Origin of the sequence: Pseudomonas sp. nanlin1 (assembly GCF_045571515.1) — a bacterium.
Taxonomy (GTDB): domain Bacteria; phylum Pseudomonadota; class Gammaproteobacteria; order Pseudomonadales; family Pseudomonadaceae; genus Aquipseudomonas.
In genome coordinates this window covers 1143935-1162405 of record NZ_CP124218.1, presented here as the reverse complement: position 1 = coordinate 1162405, position 18471 = coordinate 1143935, and the positions used below count along the sequence as shown (strand labels likewise).

The window sequence follows — 18471 nt, the reverse complement described above, 5'->3', positions numbered from 1 at the left end:
ATGCACCAAAGCCGGGCGTCGCCCAACCCCCCCTGTCGCACGCAGACATGCCGCAGCGGGCCGCTTGCGGGGGCCGCTGACTCACGCCAAGATAGGGAGCGTACTTCCCGCACGGTACATTAGGAAAGCCAGCATGAAATTCTGCAGTCAGTGCGGCAACGCCGTCAGCCAGCGCGTTCCCGAAGGTGACAATCGCGAGCGATTCGTCTGCGACCATTGCCACACCATTCACTACCAGAACCCCAACATCGTCGCCGGCTGCGTGCCAGTCTGGCAGGGCCAGGTCCTGCTTTGCCGACGCGCCATCGAGCCGCGCAAGGGTTATTGGACCCTGCCCGCAGGGTTCATGGAAAACGGTGAAACCCTGGAGCAGGCAGCCTGCCGCGAAACCGACGAAGAGGCCTGCGCTCGGGTCACCGGCCTGGCCCTGTACACCCTGTTCGACTTGCCCCACATCAACCAGGTGCATGTGTTCTTCCGCGCAGAACTGGCCGATACCGATTTTGCCGTCGGCCCTGAAAGCCTCGAAGTGCAGTTGTTCGACGAAAGCGATATTCCGTGGGACGAGCTGGCTTTCCGCACCGTGGGGCGTACTTTAGAATGCTTCTTCGCCGACCGTACGGGGCACCACTTCCCCGTCCGCAATGAGTACCTGCCACCGTTGCTCAGCACTTTGCCCACGCCGTCGACCTAATTCCAGGAATACCGCCTTCATGCGTTGCTTGCTGACCCTGCTTTGCCTGTGCTTCGCTTCCACGGCCTCGGCAGCCTTTACCCAAACCATCGTGCCGCCGACCGCGGCGGTGGTGAGTGCGCCACTGATCGACAAAGTGCTGGTGCTCAAGTCGGCTAATCAGTTGCAGTTGATGAGCCGTGGCGAACCGCTCAAGACCTACCGCATTTCCCTGGGCAAACAACCCAAGGGGGCCAAGCAGCGCGAGGGCGACAAACGCACCCCAGAGGGTTTCTATTGGCTGGACTGGCGCAAGGTCAGTGAACGTTTCAACCTGGCCATGCACGTTTCCTACCCTAATATCAGTGATGCAGCGCGAGCCCGCCGCGAAGGGGTCGACCCAGGCAGCATGATCATGATCCATGGAACGCCGGTGAGCGAGGAGTACCCCGAGTGGTATTTCCATACCCTGAACTGGACCGACGGCTGCATTGCCATGAAAAACGACGACATGCGCGAAGTCTGGAACTTGGTCAAGGACGGCACCATGATCGAGATTCGGCCTTGACCGGTGCCACGTCCTAGGAAATAGCCTTCAAAGTCTCTCCTTCGGTCCTACGCTCAGAGCGGACACGGACTAACTCATTCGGGAATACCCAGGCCTAGAATCCACCCGATTGGATATCCAGGGCTTTATTCTCCCATGCGTTTCAGTGCTTCTTCAGTTGCGTTATTAATCATCCTCAGCCTGCTGCCCGAACCCACCACGGCCAACGAGGCGCTGCGCGCCGCCGATGAGCAGCGGCGCCAACTGGAGCGCATTGAGCAAACCCAGCGTTTGCGCCAGTTGCAACGCAGCCAGCCAGCCCCCACGCCGCCACCGCGCCCTGCCCCACCGTTGCCCCAGGCTCAGCGCTGCCTGGCCATCAACGGCTTGCGGATCAGCGGCAACCAGCGCCTGGGCCAAGCGCCCTTGGCGGCAGCCGCACGGCCATACCTGCAAGCATGCATGGGCGTAGCGCAGATCAACCAGCTGTTGGCGGCGCTCACGCAACGCTACTTGGACGCCGGTTATATTGCCGCCAGAGCCTACCTGGCCCAGGCGCCCAGCGCTGGCGCAAGCCTGGACATACGCATCGTCGAAGGCTTCGTCGAGGCCATCGAGCTGGCGGACCCCGACCTGCGGGTGTCGCTGCAGTCGGCGTTTCCCGACCTGCTGGGTGCGCCATTGCAGCTGCGTGAGCTGGAACGCGGCCTCGACCAGATAAACCGGTTGCGCGCCTTCGACGTCACCGCCGACATCGAACCTGGCCAGTTGGCCGGCGGATCGCGCATCGTCGTGCGCTCGCGCCAACCAGAAAAGCTCTGGCGCTTGAGTGCCGTTTACGACAATGGCGGCCGCGCCCTGAGCGGCCGCCACCAAGGCAAGTTGGCCGTGAGCGTCGACAGCCCCCTGGCCCTCAATGATGGGCTAGTCGTTATGTTGGGCCGCACCCGAGGCAACCGCCCTTCAGGTACGCAATCGTTGCTCGTGCACCACAGCCTGCCCTACGGCGCCTGGACCTTGGCCAGCAGCCTGGCGCGCAGCGAGCAAGAGTTGCATTTGCTCGGTGGTCGAGCCGTTGCCCAGGCGACGACCGAAGATGTGGGCCTGAGCCTGAGCCGCTCGCTCTGGCGCAACCAGAACAGCCTGTGGAATGCCAGCCTGCGGCTCAACCGCAAGAGTGTCGACTCGGCACTCAGCGGCCCTGCGCTGGCGGTGCAACAGGTCCGCTCAAGCGTGGCAGAGGTCGGCATCAGCGTAATGCAAACCCTGGACAATGGCCTGTGGAGTGGCTACCTCGGCTATGCCCGCGGCCTGGGCGCCTGGCAGGCCTCGGCGCGCCTGAGCGCACCCGGTGCGCCGCAACCGCGCTTCGAAAAATACCGCGCCAGTGTCGAGCACCTGCACGGCGGCCGAGTGCTGGGCCAGCCATTGCAATGGCATAACCAGCTGGAGCTGCAATATAGCCCCGACCCGCTACCGGCCACCGAACAGGCCACGCTGACCAGCCAAGGCAGTGTGCGCGGGTTTCGCGACACTACGCTGGCGACATCGAGCGCAGCGGTGTGGCGGCAAACGTGGCGTAGCCCCCAGGCCTTGGCGCCAGGCCTGAGCCTGACCCCGCACTTGGGCTTCGACCTGGGCTGGGGCCAGCACACCTATGAATCCAAAACCCTACAAACACGCTACGCCGGCAGCGCCAGTGCCGGCGCCAGCCTCGGCTGGTTGGGAGGTACGCTCAAACTCGACTATCAACAGGGACTGTTCACCGACGCCGCTGCGCGCCCGGAACCCGGCTTTTGGCTGGTGGAGCTGACGCTGCAGTACTGAACGACACAACAATAAAAGAGACCCCTATGCATCGACCTAGTCCCCTGTTCGCTATCAACCCACTGCGTTGGGCCATTTCCGTGGCCTTGCTCAGCCCTTCCCTGGCCTGTGCGGCCGATGCCCTGCAGGCGGCCCCCGGGCCCGGAGGCACAGCGCAGATTGGCGCCACCAACGGTGTTCCCATCGTGAATATCGTGGCGCCGGTGGACGGCCTTTCCCACAATATGTTTTTGCAATACAACGTCGATAAGGCCGGAGTAGTGCTCAATAACGCCCTGCAGCCCGGCTACTCGCAACTGGCCGGCCAGCTCGAGGCCAACCCACAGTTTCACGGGCAGGCGGCCAACCTTATTCTCAACCAGGTGATCGGCCAGGACCTCTCACGGGTCAACGGCCCACAGGAAATTGTTGGCCGCCCCGCCGACTACATCCTGGCCAACCCCAATGGCTTCAGCATCAACGGCGGCACTGCGATCAACGCCACCCACAGCCTGTTTCTGGTCGGCACCCCCGAGTTGAGCGAGGGCCGCCTGACCCACCTGAACACCCGAGACGCTGCGGGCATGCTCGAGATCGGTGCTGAAGGCCTGCGCAACCCGGGTGGAGCGTTGAGTCTGATCACGCCGTATATCGATAAACGCGGGCCAGCTAACAGCTCTGGCGAAACCCAGCTCATCCTCGGGCAGCAGCGGGTCGCTTATGCCGACCTGAGCGTCAGCGATATCAAACCGAGCAGCGCTGTGCTGCCGCCTCAGGACGCAAAGCTATTCGGGGCCATGCGGGCAAACCGCATCCGTATCATCAGCACCACCGAAGGCGCTGGCGTGCGCCTACCCGGCAGCCAGTTGGAGAGCCGGCATGGGGTGCGAATCGAAGCACGGGGCGACATCATTCAAACCGCTAGCGACGGGGCTGGCACGCGCATTGCCAAAGCCTTTATGAAGGGCGGCAGCCGCGATGTGGAGCTTCTCAGCAGCGCCAATGTACACCTCAGTGGCACGTCGATCGACGGCCGCCAGGTGCGCGTCAAAGCAGGTAAAGACCTAATCATCGACGGTGTGACGCAAAAGAGCGTGCAGCAAAAAAACGATAACTGGAGTAAGTCCGCCTGGTTTATTCCCACTGAGGAATATGCCAAAGACCGCACCCAGACCGATACGCGGGTCACCGGCAGCCGCCTGCATGGCCGCGAAGGGGTCGAGCTGGAAGCTGGCGGCGGCGGTCGACTATTGGGGTCGACCCTGACCAGCGAGGGCCCGTTCAGCGTAAAGACCGGCGCAGACCTGGATATCGTGGCGGCCACCGGGCGCACCGAGGTGGTGGAAACCGTCAACCACCGCAAGCACTTGTGGCGCCGCGATAGCAGCGATCGGCAGATCCAGGAAACCGTCGAGCCCAGCAAGGTCGAGGGGCAAAGCCTCAATCTGCAAATCGGCGGCCGCTACAAACAGCTCGGCAGTAGCGTCAAAAGCACCGGCGACGCTCAATTGAAAGCCAAAAACGGCGTGCTGATCGACAGCACTGACTTGGTCGATGAGAGCCATTTCGATAGCGCCGGCGGCGACCTGGTGAAACAGACGTTCTTCGGCAAACGGGAGAAAACCGACGAGTCTGGCACCACCCGCCACGGCAGCGAACTGCTGGTCGACGGCAAGCTGGAGGTTCGCTCGGACAACTTAGTTATCAAAGGCAGCAAGGTGATGGGCAAAGAGGACGCACTGGTCATCAGCGAACGGGGCAACCTGGTGGTCGAGGGCGTCGAAGCGCAACGCAATAGCAGCAGCGACCGGGCGCACAATAAATTCGCTTGGATATTCACCGACCAATCGTCCAAAGAACAGCAGCAGACCCGCCAGCACCCCAGCCAGGTGGCCTCGCAAACCAACCTGCGCCTGACCAGCCCGCAGACCGTCGCCATTCGCGGTTCGGCCGCCAGCGCCCAGGGGCAGTTGGCGGTGCAGGCCGGCCAGGGCATTGAAGTACGCCCTAGCAGCGACGACACCCGCATCGATACCCAGGCCCGCCAGGCTGATTTCAACGCTTTGGCCAGGGAAACCAAACAGGCCCAAGACGGCAAGGACGGCTCCAAGCAATGGGAGGCCGGGGTCAATTTTGCGGTCAGCCACCAGGCCAGCCAGCAGAGCCAGCGCACCCTTAACCCTAGCTCGCTGGAGGGCGCCTCGGTCACCCTGGCGGGTGGCGACAAGGTCATTTTGGACAGCGCCAAGGTAACCGCGACCCAGGGCAATGTCGAAATGAGCGGCGCCCGCATTGAGCTACTGGCCGGCCGCGAGGCCCAGCAAACCAAGGAACAAACCAGCACGGCCAGCGGCGGCCTGAACGTCACCGCCGGGATCGACCGCCTGGGCAGCGCCTTGAATGGGCGCTACCAGGCCAGTGCCGAAAGCGACACCCGCAGCAGCGCCAAGCCGACGCAGATCAGCGCCAAGCAACAGGTGACCCTGAGCGCCGAAACCCTGGTCAACGAGGCGGCGCACATCTCCGGGGCCAACACCACCACAATCAAAGCCCGCGACGTCGACAACCGCGCCGTTGCCGACACCCGCAGCACCCGCCACGACAGCCAGGACACCTCCGTGAGCCTGGGCTTTAGCGGGGAGTACACCGACCTCACCCGGCCCATTCAAAAAGTCGTGCAAGGGCGCGACCAAAGCCGCTTTCAGCAGCCCAACGTCGAAGATGCCCTGGCCGCGCCGAGCCTGGGGGGCGACCTTAGCGTGGCCCACGTGGGCCGCGCCACTGGCCAGGACACCAGCACGGCGAAGGTCGCCGAGATCAAGGGCGGCACGCTGGCGGTGGACGTGGAAAACACCTTGAGCGACACCGGCACCCGCTACACCGCTGACACCGGCGCCGTGCAGATCCACGCTGGGCAACATCTGCTCAAGGCTGCTGAAAACACTGAGAGCAGCCGCCTGGAGCGAGTCGAAGCCGACACGAACCTGCGCGTGGACACCAACACGGGCAGCGATATCAACGCCAAAATCGTGGGCAGCGGCGGCTCCCAGCATAAGGTCCAAAGCAGCAGCACGGCGGTGGTCGGCAGCCTCTCGGGCAAGACCGGTATTCAGGTGCAATTGGGCACCGACGGCCGCTATGAAGGCACTGCCTTCAAAACCACCGAGGGCCCGATCCAGGTCCAGGCGCAGGGTAAACTGGACTTCGTTCAGGCCAATAACCGCCAGCAACAGCGCGAGCAGACGATCACTGGCAGCGCCTGGGCCAAAGGCGGCACTAGCCCGGCCGCCGGCAAAAGCATGGGTGGCAGTGCGATCGGCGCCTATGAACGTAGCCACCGTGAAGACAGCCAAGCCGTAGTCGGCCAATTCCAGACCCCGGGCGATGTTTCGCTCACTGGCAAAAAAGGCGTACGCCTTGAGGGCAGCCACATTGGCGCCCCTACCGAGAAAGCCGGCAATGTTCACCTAGGCTCTGCCGACGGTAGGGTCGAGGTGCTCGCGGCGACCGATACTCACCAGGCCGATGGCGCTCGGTATGGCGGCGGCCTGCAAGCCTCCTTCAGCCGTAACGCCGCCCAAGGCAGCCAGGGCCAAGGGGCAGGCCTGGGCGGGCACGTCGAATGGGGCCAGACCGACGAAGCCTCGCGCACCCTAAAAGGCGCGCAATGGCACAACAGCGGTAGCACCCGACTGGCCAGCGGTGCGAGCCACGCCGAGGCGATTCACGTCCAAGGCTTACAGGCCAACGGCGGCGACCTGCAGCTAGACGCCAGCCAGGGCGGCACTTTGGTGGAGGCCGCACAGTCCACCGAACGGCGTAACAACAAAGCCGTGGCCGTGGGCCTGGGCCTGAACGGCAGTAGCCATGAAGACCCGAGCAAGAGCGCCTCGGCGGTCTATGGTCGAGCCAAACTCGACCTCGACCAGTTGAACAGCATTACCCATGAAGTCAGCCGCCTGCGCGCCGAGCAAGTCGGTTTAAACAGCCGCCTGGAGACGCAATTGTCCGGCGTACAAATCGACGCGCAACGAATAGCCGGGCAGATCGGCGGCGACTTGCTGGTGAGCAGCCCTCGCGACCAGGTCAACGGCGTCAAGGTCAGCGTGGACGGCAAACTCAGCGGCGAGCAAAACCCTTCGGGCTTACTCAACGGGGCCAGCGCCCTGGCCGGGCCGCTGGGTGGCAAGCTGAAGGAAAAAGCCGGCGAGCAGATCAAACGCCTGGACACCGGCCTGACGCCCAGCGTCAACCTGGAGGTGGCCAAGTTCGACCGCGACACGGCTGGCCAAACCAGCCACCTCAGGGGCCGCGATGCGATCGTGCTGAACGTCGACGGCGCCACACGCCTGGTCGGCGCGCAGCTGAAATCCAGTCAAGGGCAGGTCGACCTGGGCGGTAGCCCGGCCCAGCAGAGCACCCTCAGCGGCACCGACTACCGTGCAGAAGCCGGGATCGACCTGAGCAATGCCCCAAAAGACTTGATCGAAAGTTTGCTGAATGCGGCCGGACGGCCTAAGAGTGACAATGCCAGCAGTGATCTGGGCTTGATTCGTACAGGGGGGTTCAACAACTCGCAACGCTTGGAGGCGACCATAGAGGCCAAACAGCCTTGAGCGACCTATAAATCCAGCAGCCGCCACACTTCATAGGCCGGCGTTTCATAGGGGTGGCTGCGCTTGAGCGCAGCTCACCACTGCTTCGATCAGGGCATCGGCCACCACCAGCTCGACCTTCCACTCCTGCACCTGCTCCACCCTGCCCGTCTGCCCCACGAACGGCTGACTGCCGGGCAAGGGGCGAAACTGGCCTTGACCCAAGGTTTGCCAGGCGCAGCAATCGTACGCACCGATGCGCCCACCGCCGGCAGCGAACACCGCCGCCTTGACGGTTTCCAACTGCTCGGCAGGGACGAAAAACGCCAGCTTATACACGCCTTCGCCCCCTCGGGATCAGTTGACCCACACCCGGGCGTTACGGAACATGCGCATGAGCGCGGCGTCCTCTTCCCAGTCATCCGGGCGCCATGAGTTCTGCACGGCGCGGAATACCCGCTCCGGGTGCGGCATCATGATGGTCACGCGGCCGTCGCGGCTGGTCAGGCCGGTGATCCCGCGCGGCGAGCCGTTCGGGTTGGCCGGGTAGGCTTCGGTGACCTTCCCGTGGCCGTCGACGAAACGCAGCGCCACACAACCGGACACGTCCGCTTCAACCAGCGCGGCTTCATTGGCAAATTCCGCATGGCCTTCGCCGTGGGCGATGGCAATAGGCATGCGGGAGCCGGCCATGCCTTGCAGGAAGATGGAGTTGGACTCTTGCACCTGCACCATGGCCACGCGCGCCTCGAACTGCTCGGAGCGGTTGCGCACAAAATGCGGCCAGTACTCGCTGCCCGGGATCAGCTCAGCCAGATTGGAGAGCATCTGGCAGCCGTTGCACACGCCCAGGGTGAAACTGTCCTGGCGCTCGAAGAAGCCCTGGAAGGCATCGCGCGCACGGCTGTTGAACAGCGCCGACTTGGCCCAACCTTCACCGGCACCCAACACGTCGCCGTAGGAGAAACCACCGCAGGCCACCAGGCCTTTGAACTCGTTGAGGTCTACCCGGCCAGCGAGGATGTCGCTCATGTGCACGTCGATGGCATTGAACCCGGCGCGGTCGAACGCTGCGGCCATTTCCACTTGCCCGTTCACGCCTTGCTCGCGCAACACGGCCACTTGCGGGCGGACGCCCTTCTTGATGTACGGCGCGCTGATGTCGTCGTTGACGTCATAGCTGAGCTTGACGCTCAACCCCGGCGCGTCTTCTTCCAACAGAGCGTCGAATTCCTGGTCGGCACACTGGGCATTGTCGCGCAGGCGCTGGATACGATAGCTGGTCTCGGCCCACTGGCGTTGCAGCAGGCGGCGCTGGCCGGCGAACACTTCTTGGCCATTGTAGTGAATGCCGATGTCGCCATTGTTCAGGGGCTTGCCGATGACCGCGACGCAGTCGTTGCCCAGGCCTGCGGCGCTGAACTGTGCCAGCACCAGCGGCGTGGCGTCTTGGCGAACTTGAATGACCGCGCCGAGTTCTTCGTTGAACAGTACCGCAGCGATTTCTTCTCGGGTGTGCGCGACGGTGTCCAGGTGCAGGCTCAGCCCGCAGTGGCCGGCGAAGGCCATTTCCACTGCGCTGGTCAGCAGGCCGCCGTCGGAGCGGTCGTGGTAAGCCAGCAGATGGCCGTCGGCGTTGAGCCCTTGAATCACCGCGAAGAAGGCTTTGAGGTCTTCCGGGTCATCCACGTCGGGGGCCTGGCGTGCCAGCTTGCCGTGGGTCTGGGCCAGGATCGACGCGCCCATGCGGTTCTGCCCGCGGCCGAGGTCGATCAGAATCAGGTCCGTTTCACCTTTATCCATGCGCAACTGGGGGGTGAGGGTCTGGCGCACGTCCACCACCGGGGCGAAGCCGGTGACAATCAGCGACAGGGGTGAGGTGACCGTTTTGTCCTGGCCGTCTTCGTTCCAGTGGGTCTTCATGGACATGGAGTCCTTGCCCACGGGAATGGTGATGCCCAGCTCTGGGCACAGCTCCATGCCCACCGCTTTGACCGTGTCGTACAGGCGCGCGTCCTCGCCTGGGTGGCCGGCGGCGGACATCCAGTTCGCCGACAGCTTGATGTCGGAGAGCTTGGCGATGGCCGAAGCGGCAATGTTGGTCAGGGTTTCACCGATGGCCATGCGCCCGGACGCCGGGGCGTCTAACAGCGCCAGCGGGGTGCGTTCACCCATGGCCATGGCTTCGCCGGTGTACACGTCGAAACTGGTAGCGGTCACGGCAACGTCGGCCACCGGCACCTGCCACGGGCCAACCATTTGATCGCGAGCGACCAGGCCGGTGATGGTGCGGTCGCCGATGGTGATCAAAAAGCTCTTGCTGGCCACTGCCGGGTGGTGCAGAACGCGCTCGATGGAATCGGCAAGGTCCAGCCGGCTAGGGTCGAAGTCATCGCCCAGCTCTGCTTCGCGAACCGCCGAACGGTGCATGCGCGGCGCTTTGCCCAGCAGCACTTCCAGGGGCATGTCTACCGGGTTATTGCCAAAGTGACTGTCGGTGACGGTCAACTGTGGCTCGGCCGTGGCTTCACCCACCACCGCGAACGGGCAGCGCTCACGCTCGCAGATAGCCTTGAAGCGCTCGAAGTCGGCGGCGTCGACCGCCATGACGTAGCGTTCCTGGGACTCGTTGCTCCAAATTTCCAGCGGCGCCATGCCTGGCTCGTCGTTCGGCACGTTACGCAACTCGAAACGGCCACCACGGCCACCGTCGTTGACCAGTTCAGGGAACGCGTTGGACAAACCACCCGCGCCGACGTCGTGAATAAAGCTAATAGGGTTGGCATCGCCCAACTGCCAGCAGCGGTCGATGACCTCCTGGCAGCGCCGTTCCATTTCCGGGTTTTCCCGCTGCACCGAGGCGAAATCCAGGTCGGCCGAGCTGGTGCCAGTGGCCATGGAGGAGGCAGCGCCGCCGCCAAGGCCGATGAGCATGGCCGGGCCACCGAGCACGATCAGTTTCGAGCCAACGGTGATCTCGGCCTTTTGGACGTGCTCGGCGCGGATATTACCCATGCCACCGGCGAGCATGATCGGCTTGTGGTAGCCACGCACTTCGTCGCCGCGAGGGGTGCTGATGCTTTGTTCGAAGGTACGGAAGTAACCGGTCAGCGCCGGGCGCCCGAACTCATTGTTGAAGGCCGCGCCGCCCAGTGGCCCATCGAGCATGATGGCCAACGGGGTGACGATACGCTCGGGCTTGCCATAGGGCTTCTCCCAAGGCTGTTCGAAACCTGGAATATTCAGGTTCGACACGGTGAAACCGGTGAGGCCGGCTTTAGGCTTGGCGCCACGCCCGGTAGCGCCTTCGTCACGAATCTCGCCCCCGGAACCGGTGGCGGCCCCTGGGAATGGTGCGATGGCGGTCGGGTGGTTGTGCGTCTCGACCTTCATCAGGATGTGCACCGGCTCCTGCACCGCGCCGTATTGGCGGGTTTCAGGATTAGGGAAGAAGCGCCCAGCCACATTACCGACAATCACTGCGGCGTTGTCTTTATAAGCCGACAACACACCTTCGCCATGCATCTGGAAGGTGTTTTTGATCATGCCGAACAGGCTTTTTTCCTGGCTCTGGCCGTCGATGTCCCAACTGGCATTAAAGATTTTGTGGCGGCAATGCTCGGAGTTAGCCTGGGCGAACATCATCAGTTCGATGTCGTGAGGGTTGCGCCCCAGCCCCTGGAAGCTGGTGACCAGGTAGTCGATTTCGTCTTCGGCCAGGGCCAGTCCCAGCTCAACGTTGGCGCGCTCCAAGGCCGCTCGGCCACCGCCGAGCACGTCGACGGCACTCAGGGCTTTGGGTTCGGCGTGGCGGAACAGCCCGGCGGCCTCTTCCAGTTGGCCAAGCACCACTTGGGTCATGCGGTCGTGCAGGCTGTCGGCGATCAGCTGGGCCTGGGCATCGCTGAAATCACCCGACACATAAAAAGCGATGCCGCGCTCAAGCCGCACAACGCTGGCCAAACCACAGTTATGGGCAATATCGCTGGCCTTGCTGGACCACGGCGAAATGGTGCCCAAACGGGGCATGACCAGGAACAAGCGACCAGTGGGTTCCTGTACCGGCACACTCGGGCCGTACTTCAACAGGCGAGCCAGCACCTGCTGCTCATCGGCAGTCAGGTCCCCGCGCGTTTCGGCGAAATGAGCGAATTCAGCGTACAAACCGCTGACAGCGGGAACTTTCTGGCTCAATTGCTCGAGTAATTTACCGTGGCGAAAGGCAGAAAGGGCAGGAGCACCGCGCAGGATCAACATCTTCGGGACAGCCTCGGAAGGGGGTGTGCTTGGAGGCCGTGCATTCTAGCGTAAAGCGTGCGCCAGGGCACCCCAAATACGCCGAGTGCCTACAGCGTGCTAGCAGACAACCTACGTTATGTCGAGATATGGCACTGGCCCGGCTTTGCGTATACTGCGCTGCATGTTCGCCCAAACCGTCTTACGTCCGCGGTGCGCTAAATGGCTCATCGCTACCGGACTCCTCTTGATGCTCAGCGGCTGCGTTGATAAACCCAGCACCCTGGAGCGTATTAAGGAGGACGGTGTCCTGCGCGTCGTCACCCGCAACAGCCCGGCGACGTACTTCCAGGACCGCAACGGTGAAACCGGTTTCGAGTACGAGCTGGTCAAACGCTTCGCCGACGACATGGGCGTGGAGCTGAAAATCGAGACCGCCGACAACCTCGACGAAATCTTCGCCCGCCTGGGCCAGCCCTCAGGCCCGGTGCTGGCCGCCGCTGGCCTGGTGGACAGCGAAAAACGCAAGCAAGAAGTGCGCTTCTCCCACCCCTACCTGGAAGTCACCCCCCAGGTGATCTACCGCAACGGCCAGCCGCGCCCGACCGATGCCGCCGACCTGATCGGCAAACGCATCATGGTGCTCAAAGGCAGCACCCACGCCGAACAGTTGGCCGAGCTGAAAAAACAGCACCCCGACCTGCAATACGAAGAGTCCGATGCGGTGGAAGTAGTCGACCTGCTGCGCATGGTCGACGAAGGCCAGATCGACCTGACCCTGGTCGACTCCAACGAAGTGGCGATGAATCAGGTGTATTTCCCCAACGTACGGGTGGCCTTCGACTGGGGCGACGCCCGTGACCAGCGCTGGGCCGTGGCCGCCGGGGAAGACAACAGCCTGCTCAACGAAATCAACGCCTACATCGATAAATCCAAGCAAAACGGCAGCCTGCAGCGCCTCAAAGACCGCTATTACGGCCATGTCGACGTACTGGGTTACGTGGGTGCCTATACCTTCGCCCAGCACCTGCAACAACGCCTGCCGCGTTATGAAAAACATTTCCAGACCTACGCCAAGGAAGAACAGGTCGACTGGCGGCTATTAGCGGCCATCGGCTACCAGGAATCGATGTGGCAGGCCTCGGTCACTTCCAAGACCGGCGTGCGCGGGCTGATGATGCTGACCCAGAACACCGCCCAGGCCATGGGCGTGGCCAACCGCCTGGACCCTAAACAAAGCATCAAGGGCGGCGCGAAATACTTTGCCTACGTGAAAGAGCAATTGGACAAAGACATCCAGGAGCCCGACCGCACATGGTTCGCCCTGGCCGCCTATAACGTCGGCAGCGGCCACTTGGAAGACGCGCGCAAACTGGCCCAGAACGAGGGCTTGAGCCCCAACAAGTGGCTAGACGTAAAGAAAATGCTGCCACGCCTGTCGCAGAAGCAGTGGTACAGCAAAACCCGCTACGGTTATGCCCGCGGCGGCGAACCGGTGCACTTCGTGGCCAACATCCGCCGTTATTACGACATTCTGACCTGGGTCACGCAGCCGCAACTCGAAGGCAGCCAGGTAGCCGATGGCAATTTGCACGTGCCCGGCGTCGATAAAACCAAGCCGGCGGAGCAGGCGCCCGCTCTCTAGCGCGCGACCTACGGGTTACTGGTATTAGCCAAGGCGCGCCGCGCCTTGAAGAACTCGCGCAGCATGCTGGCGCACTCCTGCGCCATGACGCCGCCCTCCACCACCGTCCGATGGTTGAGAAAACCCTGGGTGAAAAACTGCCCCTGGCTTTGCGCGACCCCGGCTTTGGGCTCCAGCGTGCCGAACACTACCCGCGCAATGCGCGCATGCACAATCAGCCCTGCACACATGCTGCAGGGCTCAAGGGTCACGTAGAGGGTGCTGCCAGGCAGGCGATAGTTGCCCACCGCCTGGGCTGCCGCGCGGATGGCGACCATTTCAGCGTGGGCGCTGGGGTCGCTGCCCGTAATCGGGCAGTTGAAACCCCGGCCAACGATTTCCCCCGCCACCACCACCACGGCGCCCACGGGCACCTCGCCCAGCGCCGCCCCTTGAGCAGCCAGGGCCAGAGCTTCGCCCATGAAATACCCATCGCGGCTGCGGTCGAAGATCGGTGGCTGGCGCATGCTCAAACCACCTCGATAGCGGCCATCAGCCCGGTTTCCATGTGGTCGATCACATGGCAGTGGAACATCCATACCCCAGGGTTATCGGCCACCAGGGCCACCTGCGCGCGTTCGTTTTTGCCCAGCAGAAAGGTGTCGGTAAAGTACGGGATGACCTTGCGCCGGTCTGACCTCAACACTTTGAAACTCATGCCGTGCAAATGGATCGGGTGCTGGTACTGGGTCATGTTTTTCAGTTCAAAAATGTAACTTTTGCCCTGCTTCAACGTGGCTATAGGGCGGTCCGCGCAGGTCTTGTCGGTGATGTCCCAGGCTACGCCGTTGATTTGCCATAGGCTGGGCGGTTTGTCGCCGACCGACTCGGACACCGACCCTACCCACTCGAAATTGAAATTGAGCTTCTCAGCGTTGTCCAGGTCTGGCTCGGCCACCGGGTTGGCGGGCAGCGCCGGGGGCCAGTCGCCAGGCGTGGCGTTACTGGCTACCGAACGCAGGGTACCGAGCCGTACCGGGCCATCGCGCACCGCAATCTCCTCCCCGGCGGCGGGCATCTTGATCGCCAGGCATACCCGCATACCCGGGCCCATCCAGTAATCCTTACCGAACGGCCGCGGCGTGATGGGGTTGCCGTCCAGGGCATACAGGCGCATGGCCGCGTTGCCGCGAAAATTCAGGCGATAAGTGGCGGTATTGTCCAGGTTCAGCAGGCGCACGCGAACAATCTGCCCGGCGGGCAAGTCAATCGTCGCTTGTGGTACACCGTTGATCGTCGACAGGCGCCCCAGGGTGCCGTTACGCGCCGCCTCGCGGGGCACACTGAACGCGACGAAGGCGCCCTGCTCGTCAACGTGCCAGTTCTTCAAACTCAGGGTGGCTTCGTGGGCAAAGCCGGTGGGCTCACGCTCTTCCACGATCAATGGGCCTACCAGGCCACGGCCCAGTTCTTCGCTGCTGTTGACGTGGGGGTGATACCAATAACTGCCGGCGTCGGGGACGCGAAACCGGTAGTCGAAAAACTCCCCCGGCAGCACGGGCAACTGCGAGACGTAGGGCACACCGTCCATTTCCAGTGGCAGGCGAATGCCATGCCAGTGAATGGTGGTCGGCACCGGTAGGTGGTTGATGAAGCGCACCCGCAGCCAATCGCCCTGGCGCACCCGTAGCTCCAGCCCGGGCGCCGAGCCGCCGAACGCCCAGGCTGGGGTTTGCTGCCCGGCCACCAGCTCGACGTCCAGGGGGGCGGCGATCAGTTCGTAATCGTGACCCGCCGGGCCATCGCGCCGCCCCAGCCAGTAGCGCGAGGTGGCGCCCGCGCCCAGGCCGACGATGGCCAAGCCACTGAGGCCTGCAAGAATTTGGCGACGGGTAAACGACATGACAGCGGACACCTGGCTAGACCGAAACGAGAACGAATCAAAGGCGCCCACGATACACGCACTGCCCCTCTAGATTAAGCACCCCAACATGAAATCGTCTGTGGGGTCGCACATTTATCTACCGCCTGGGCCCACCCAGCACTGCGCATCCTGCCGCTTCCGCCACTTGGAGCAGCCCCATGCCCGATACGACCGATTCGCTCGCTTTGAAAACCCTCGCCACACAATTGGCCGACACCTGCCCCGATCTCCGGGAGCTGGCCCGCCAGTACGCTCAGGCTGAACTGGCCAAATATGGCCTCGGCAAGCTCGAGCCGGACCATGTCTGGTGGCATCGCTGGCGCTCCAGCGCCAGCAGTTCCAGGACTTTCACCGGCTGGCAGCACATCGGTGTCCCCTATGAATCCATGACCCTGCCGCAATTGGTGATACACCGCTTCAATGCGTCGGATCAGGACAACGCGGATAACCTTCAGCAAATGGCTGGCTTTTATACTGGAGGCCCCCACGCCAACCTCTTCGATGAACACAACGAAGTCCGCCTCTTGCCCGCCGATGTCCTAAGGGACTTCTGGGCCATCGACTTCGCCGGCCAATTTCGCAAGCACATGGCCGATTACTGGGCGTCGAATAGCGAAAGCTTTCGCACCCTGGCCAAGGTCAACTACCTGGCCAAGGCGCTGGAAGACCGCGTCGCCAAACGCATCTCCAGCGAGCAACTGAAGCTGCTGACCGAAGCCGTGGCCGGCGAATTCACCTGGCCGGTGACCTTGGCCACCCTCAACGCCCGCGCGCCGCAGCCGGCAAACTGTGCAATTTACGCCTTCGATATCTTGGGCTACACGGCCACCGACATCTTGCGCATCGTCGACGCGCATCAGCGCCAATACCTCTATGTACCAGGAGAGGTCGATGCTTTTCACTGCTTTGAAAACGAGCATGACCTCTACGGCTGGGTGCTCAACGAAACCAATGGCGCCGAGAACCGCGCACGTTTTATGTCCCATTTCCCGTTGTCGACCCACGGAGAAGGCAAAGGCGTGGGCCTCAACCATGCCCTCGACCTGCTGTGTTATCACGGTGGCCACGAGGCCAAGCCGGTCTGCCACAACACCCAGGCCATCGAGCAGGACCCGTTCGACTTCTTGACCCAGTCGACGCGCAGCCGCATGCACGCCGACGCCGATTTCAGCCTGCGTTCCAATGCCGACCTGCGCAAACAAATGTGGATCGGCTACTTGAGCGCGTTTTCCCGGAGCTTCGCCGGTTTCGCCGCCTTGGACTGGCCCATCGCCCTGGCGGTGGTCGGAGCCGGGTTGGCGGAAATGGGGTTGAACATTGACCAAGCCATTAACGGCCACACCACCGCTGAACGCAAAGCGGGCGTCTCGGGGGCTATCTGGGCGGGTATCGATACGCTGTTCAACAGCCTGTTCTTGCTCAAAGCAGGAGTGATCGCCGAAGAAACGCAGACGATCGAAGCCAAGCCCGAATTCAAGCCCTTGGAAACCGGCGTAATCAGCGCCGAAGTCGAACCCCTGCTACCGGAACCGCTAAGGCCCTCGCCCCTACAAGAAACCCTGGCCCCTTTCGAGACCAACGACATCGTCGAAGGCCCCGCGACAGCGGATGCATCAGGTCGGATGCGCGGCATACAGGTCAACGACCAAGGCACCACCGTCATCGAGATCGACAGCATGGTGTACCAGGTACGCTATGTCTCTGACATGCAGACCTGGGTGATCGTCGACCCTGAAAACCCCTACTCCTTCTACCGCAACGTTCCGGTCCGATTAACGCAGCAAGGAACATGGGAAGTATTACCGCGGGCCGGTTTAAAAGGCGGCATTCGCTTCTTCGGGCGTCGCCCGTGGGGCAGCGCCACACCCGCCGAAGCCCCGGTCACACTGACCCCGACCTATGCCTACGACATGCCAGAGGCCATGCGCGGGGAACTGGAAAAGGCCGCCAACGGGCTGGCCGACAACGTATTGACTGGCGACTTCGGCGTAATACGGGGGGCCGGCGAGGTCGACCCATTCGAGCATTTCAGGAGCGTGCGTCAATCCTTGGCAGACGATGCCGCAAAGTTCTTCGCCGAAGCCGAACTGCCCGCCCGGCCCAACTTTCCGGCATTGGAAAACGCCGCCAACGAGCGAACCATGATCACCGAGTTACTCAAAGAAAGCCCGGGTGTGGTGATCGGTGAAGACCACGCTTGCATCGCCAGCAAGAAATTTCTGATCGACAACATGTCCCGCTTGGCAAAGCAAGGCGTACGCACTGTCTACATGGAACACCTGCTCACCGACTTCCAGCAAGTCGACCTCGACGCCTTCGCCCGTACCGGTAAACTCTCGGAAAAACTGGAGAACTACCTGCGCTACCTGGATGTCGGGTTCAACACCGACCCGAGTGGGCGCTACAACTTCCTCGAGTTGGTCAAAAGCGCTGGCCGGCACCACATCCGCGTGCAAGCCATTGACTGCATGGCCAGTTACCGTCAGGCCGGCATGCTCGACCTGCAGGGGACCACTCGACAGCAGATGATGAATTTCTTCGCCAGCCGGGTGATCCGCGCCGATCAAGCCCTGCGCGGTACCAGCAAATGGGTCGCCCTGGTCGGCAACACGCACGCCAATACCTTCGAGGGCGTGCCTGGAGTCGCCGAGTTGGAAGGTGCCATCGGCCTGCGCATCGACGACGTCCCTCTGAACGCTCCTAGCAGCATCCAAGCCGACCCTGGCGTACACGCCCCTGGCAACTCCGCAGCCGCCCAGGAGGTATTCGTCAAAAATGACCTCCTCTACCAATCCGCCACCCTGCGCGACCCCGCAGCCGCCAAGCTCCTGGAACAACGCTTGGACAAGCCAGGAATGTTCGGCATCGACGAAAGGCGCCGACAGATCATCCACCGCAGCGGCGACCAAAGCCTCGTTTACACCCCGATTCAACGGGACGGCGCGTACTACTACATCAAACGGCCGCGCTGGGCGTTCGTGAGTGACCGGCGCTTTGACAGCTTGAAAGAGCTGGTAACGGCGTTGCAGGTGCTTGGGATGAAGTTTGTCGGTTGATGTGGCGGGG

Annotated in this window: 9 protein-coding genes and 1 pseudogene; 6 read left to right on the top strand and 4 right to left on the bottom strand. The window is 62.7% G+C overall.

Annotation, left to right across the window (positions count from 1 at the left end; translation table 11 throughout):
• Window positions 1-133: 133 nt before the first annotated feature.
• The 4 genes from QCL65_RS05415 to QCL65_RS05400 all read left to right on the top strand — a co-directional run bounded on the left by QCL65_RS05415 (window position 134) and on the right by QCL65_RS05400 (window position 7642).
• Complete coding sequence (locus QCL65_RS05415; RefSeq protein WP_407315262.1) at window positions 134-694, top strand: NUDIX hydrolase; 561 nt, start codon at window positions 134-136, stop codon at window positions 692-694.
• Between the two features lie 19 nt (window positions 695-713).
• Window positions 714-1241, top strand: coding sequence for a murein L,D-transpeptidase family protein (locus QCL65_RS05410; RefSeq protein WP_407315261.1), 528 nt, complete (start codon window positions 714-716; stop codon window positions 1239-1241).
• A 135-nt stretch (window positions 1242-1376) separates the two neighbouring features.
• Window positions 1377-3047 carry a ShlB/FhaC/HecB family hemolysin secretion/activation protein gene (locus QCL65_RS05405; RefSeq protein WP_407315260.1) on the top strand — a complete coding sequence of 557 codons (1671 nt, stop codon included), beginning with the start codon at window positions 1377-1379 and terminating at the stop codon, window positions 3045-3047.
• 26 nt (window positions 3048-3073) lie between these two features.
• Entirely contained in the window at window positions 3074-7642 is a 4569-nt protein-coding gene (locus QCL65_RS05400) for a hemagglutinin repeat-containing protein (protein ID WP_407315259.1), read from the top strand.
• A 5-nt stretch (window positions 7643-7647) separates the two neighbouring features.
• On the opposite strand, the pseudogene QCL65_RS05395 reads toward QCL65_RS05400, so the two are convergent.
• A pseudogene (locus QCL65_RS05395) lies at window positions 7648-7960 on the bottom strand (NGG1p interacting factor NIF3).
• Window positions 7961-7978: 18 nt separating this feature from the next.
• Entirely contained in the window at window positions 7979-11878 is a 3900-nt protein-coding gene (gene purL, locus QCL65_RS05390; protein ID WP_407315258.1) for a phosphoribosylformylglycinamidine synthase, read from the bottom strand.
• 163 nt (window positions 11879-12041) lie between these two features.
• Here purL and mltF point away from each other — a divergent pair, with 163 nt between their 5' ends.
• The gene (gene mltF, locus QCL65_RS05385) at window positions 12042-13502 is read left to right on the top strand and encodes a membrane-bound lytic murein transglycosylase MltF (RefSeq protein ID WP_407315257.1); all 1461 of its coding nucleotides are present in this window, start codon (window positions 12042-12044) and stop codon (window positions 13500-13502) included.
• An 8-nt stretch (window positions 13503-13510) separates the two neighbouring features.
• Here mltF and tadA read toward each other — a convergent pair whose 3' ends face one another.
• Window positions 13511-14008 carry a tRNA adenosine(34) deaminase TadA gene (gene tadA / locus QCL65_RS05380; protein ID WP_407315256.1) on the bottom strand — a complete coding sequence of 166 codons (498 nt, stop codon included), beginning with the start codon at window positions 14006-14008 and terminating at the stop codon, window positions 13511-13513.
• A 2-nt stretch (window positions 14009-14010) separates the two neighbouring features.
• Window positions 14011-15384 carry a multicopper oxidase family protein gene (locus tag QCL65_RS05375; RefSeq protein WP_407315255.1) on the bottom strand — a complete coding sequence of 458 codons (1374 nt, stop codon included), beginning with the start codon at window positions 15382-15384 and terminating at the stop codon, window positions 14011-14013.
• A 179-nt stretch (window positions 15385-15563) separates the two neighbouring features.
• Here QCL65_RS05375 and QCL65_RS05370 point away from each other — a divergent pair, with 179 nt between their 5' ends.
• Window positions 15564-18461: a dermonecrotic toxin domain-containing protein gene (locus tag QCL65_RS05370; protein WP_407315254.1), complete on the top strand. Its 2898-nt coding sequence runs from the start codon at window positions 15564-15566 to the stop codon at window positions 18459-18461.
• The last annotated feature ends 10 nt before the right edge of the window (window positions 18462-18471 follow it).

Bases quoted from the DNA above. Each gene is read 5' to 3' on its own strand.
- purL (WP_407315258.1), bottom strand. From the start codon at position 11,878: ATGTTGATCCTGCGCGGTGCTCCTGCCCTTTCTGCCTTTCGCCACGGT.
- QCL65_RS05370 (WP_407315254.1), top strand. From the start codon at position 15,564: ATGCCCGATACGACCGATTCGCTCGCTTTGAAAACCCTCGCCACACAA.
- QCL65_RS05400 (WP_407315259.1), top strand. From the start codon at position 3,074: ATGCATCGACCTAGTCCCCTGTTCGCTATCAACCCACTGCGTTGGGCC.
- QCL65_RS05405 (WP_407315260.1), top strand. From the start codon at position 1,377: ATGCGTTTCAGTGCTTCTTCAGTTGCGTTATTAATCATCCTCAGCCTG.
- tadA (WP_407315256.1), bottom strand. From the start codon at position 14,008: ATGCGCCAGCCACCGATCTTCGACCGCAGCCGCGATGGGTATTTCATG.
- QCL65_RS05375 (WP_407315255.1), bottom strand. From the start codon at position 15,384: ATGTCGTTTACCCGTCGCCAAATTCTTGCAGGCCTCAGTGGCTTGGCC.
- mltF (WP_407315257.1), top strand. From the start codon at position 12,042: ATGTTCGCCCAAACCGTCTTACGTCCGCGGTGCGCTAAATGGCTCATC.
- QCL65_RS05415 (WP_407315262.1), top strand. From the start codon at position 134: ATGAAATTCTGCAGTCAGTGCGGCAACGCCGTCAGCCAGCGCGTTCCC.
- QCL65_RS05410 (WP_407315261.1), top strand. From the start codon at position 714: ATGCGTTGCTTGCTGACCCTGCTTTGCCTGTGCTTCGCTTCCACGGCC.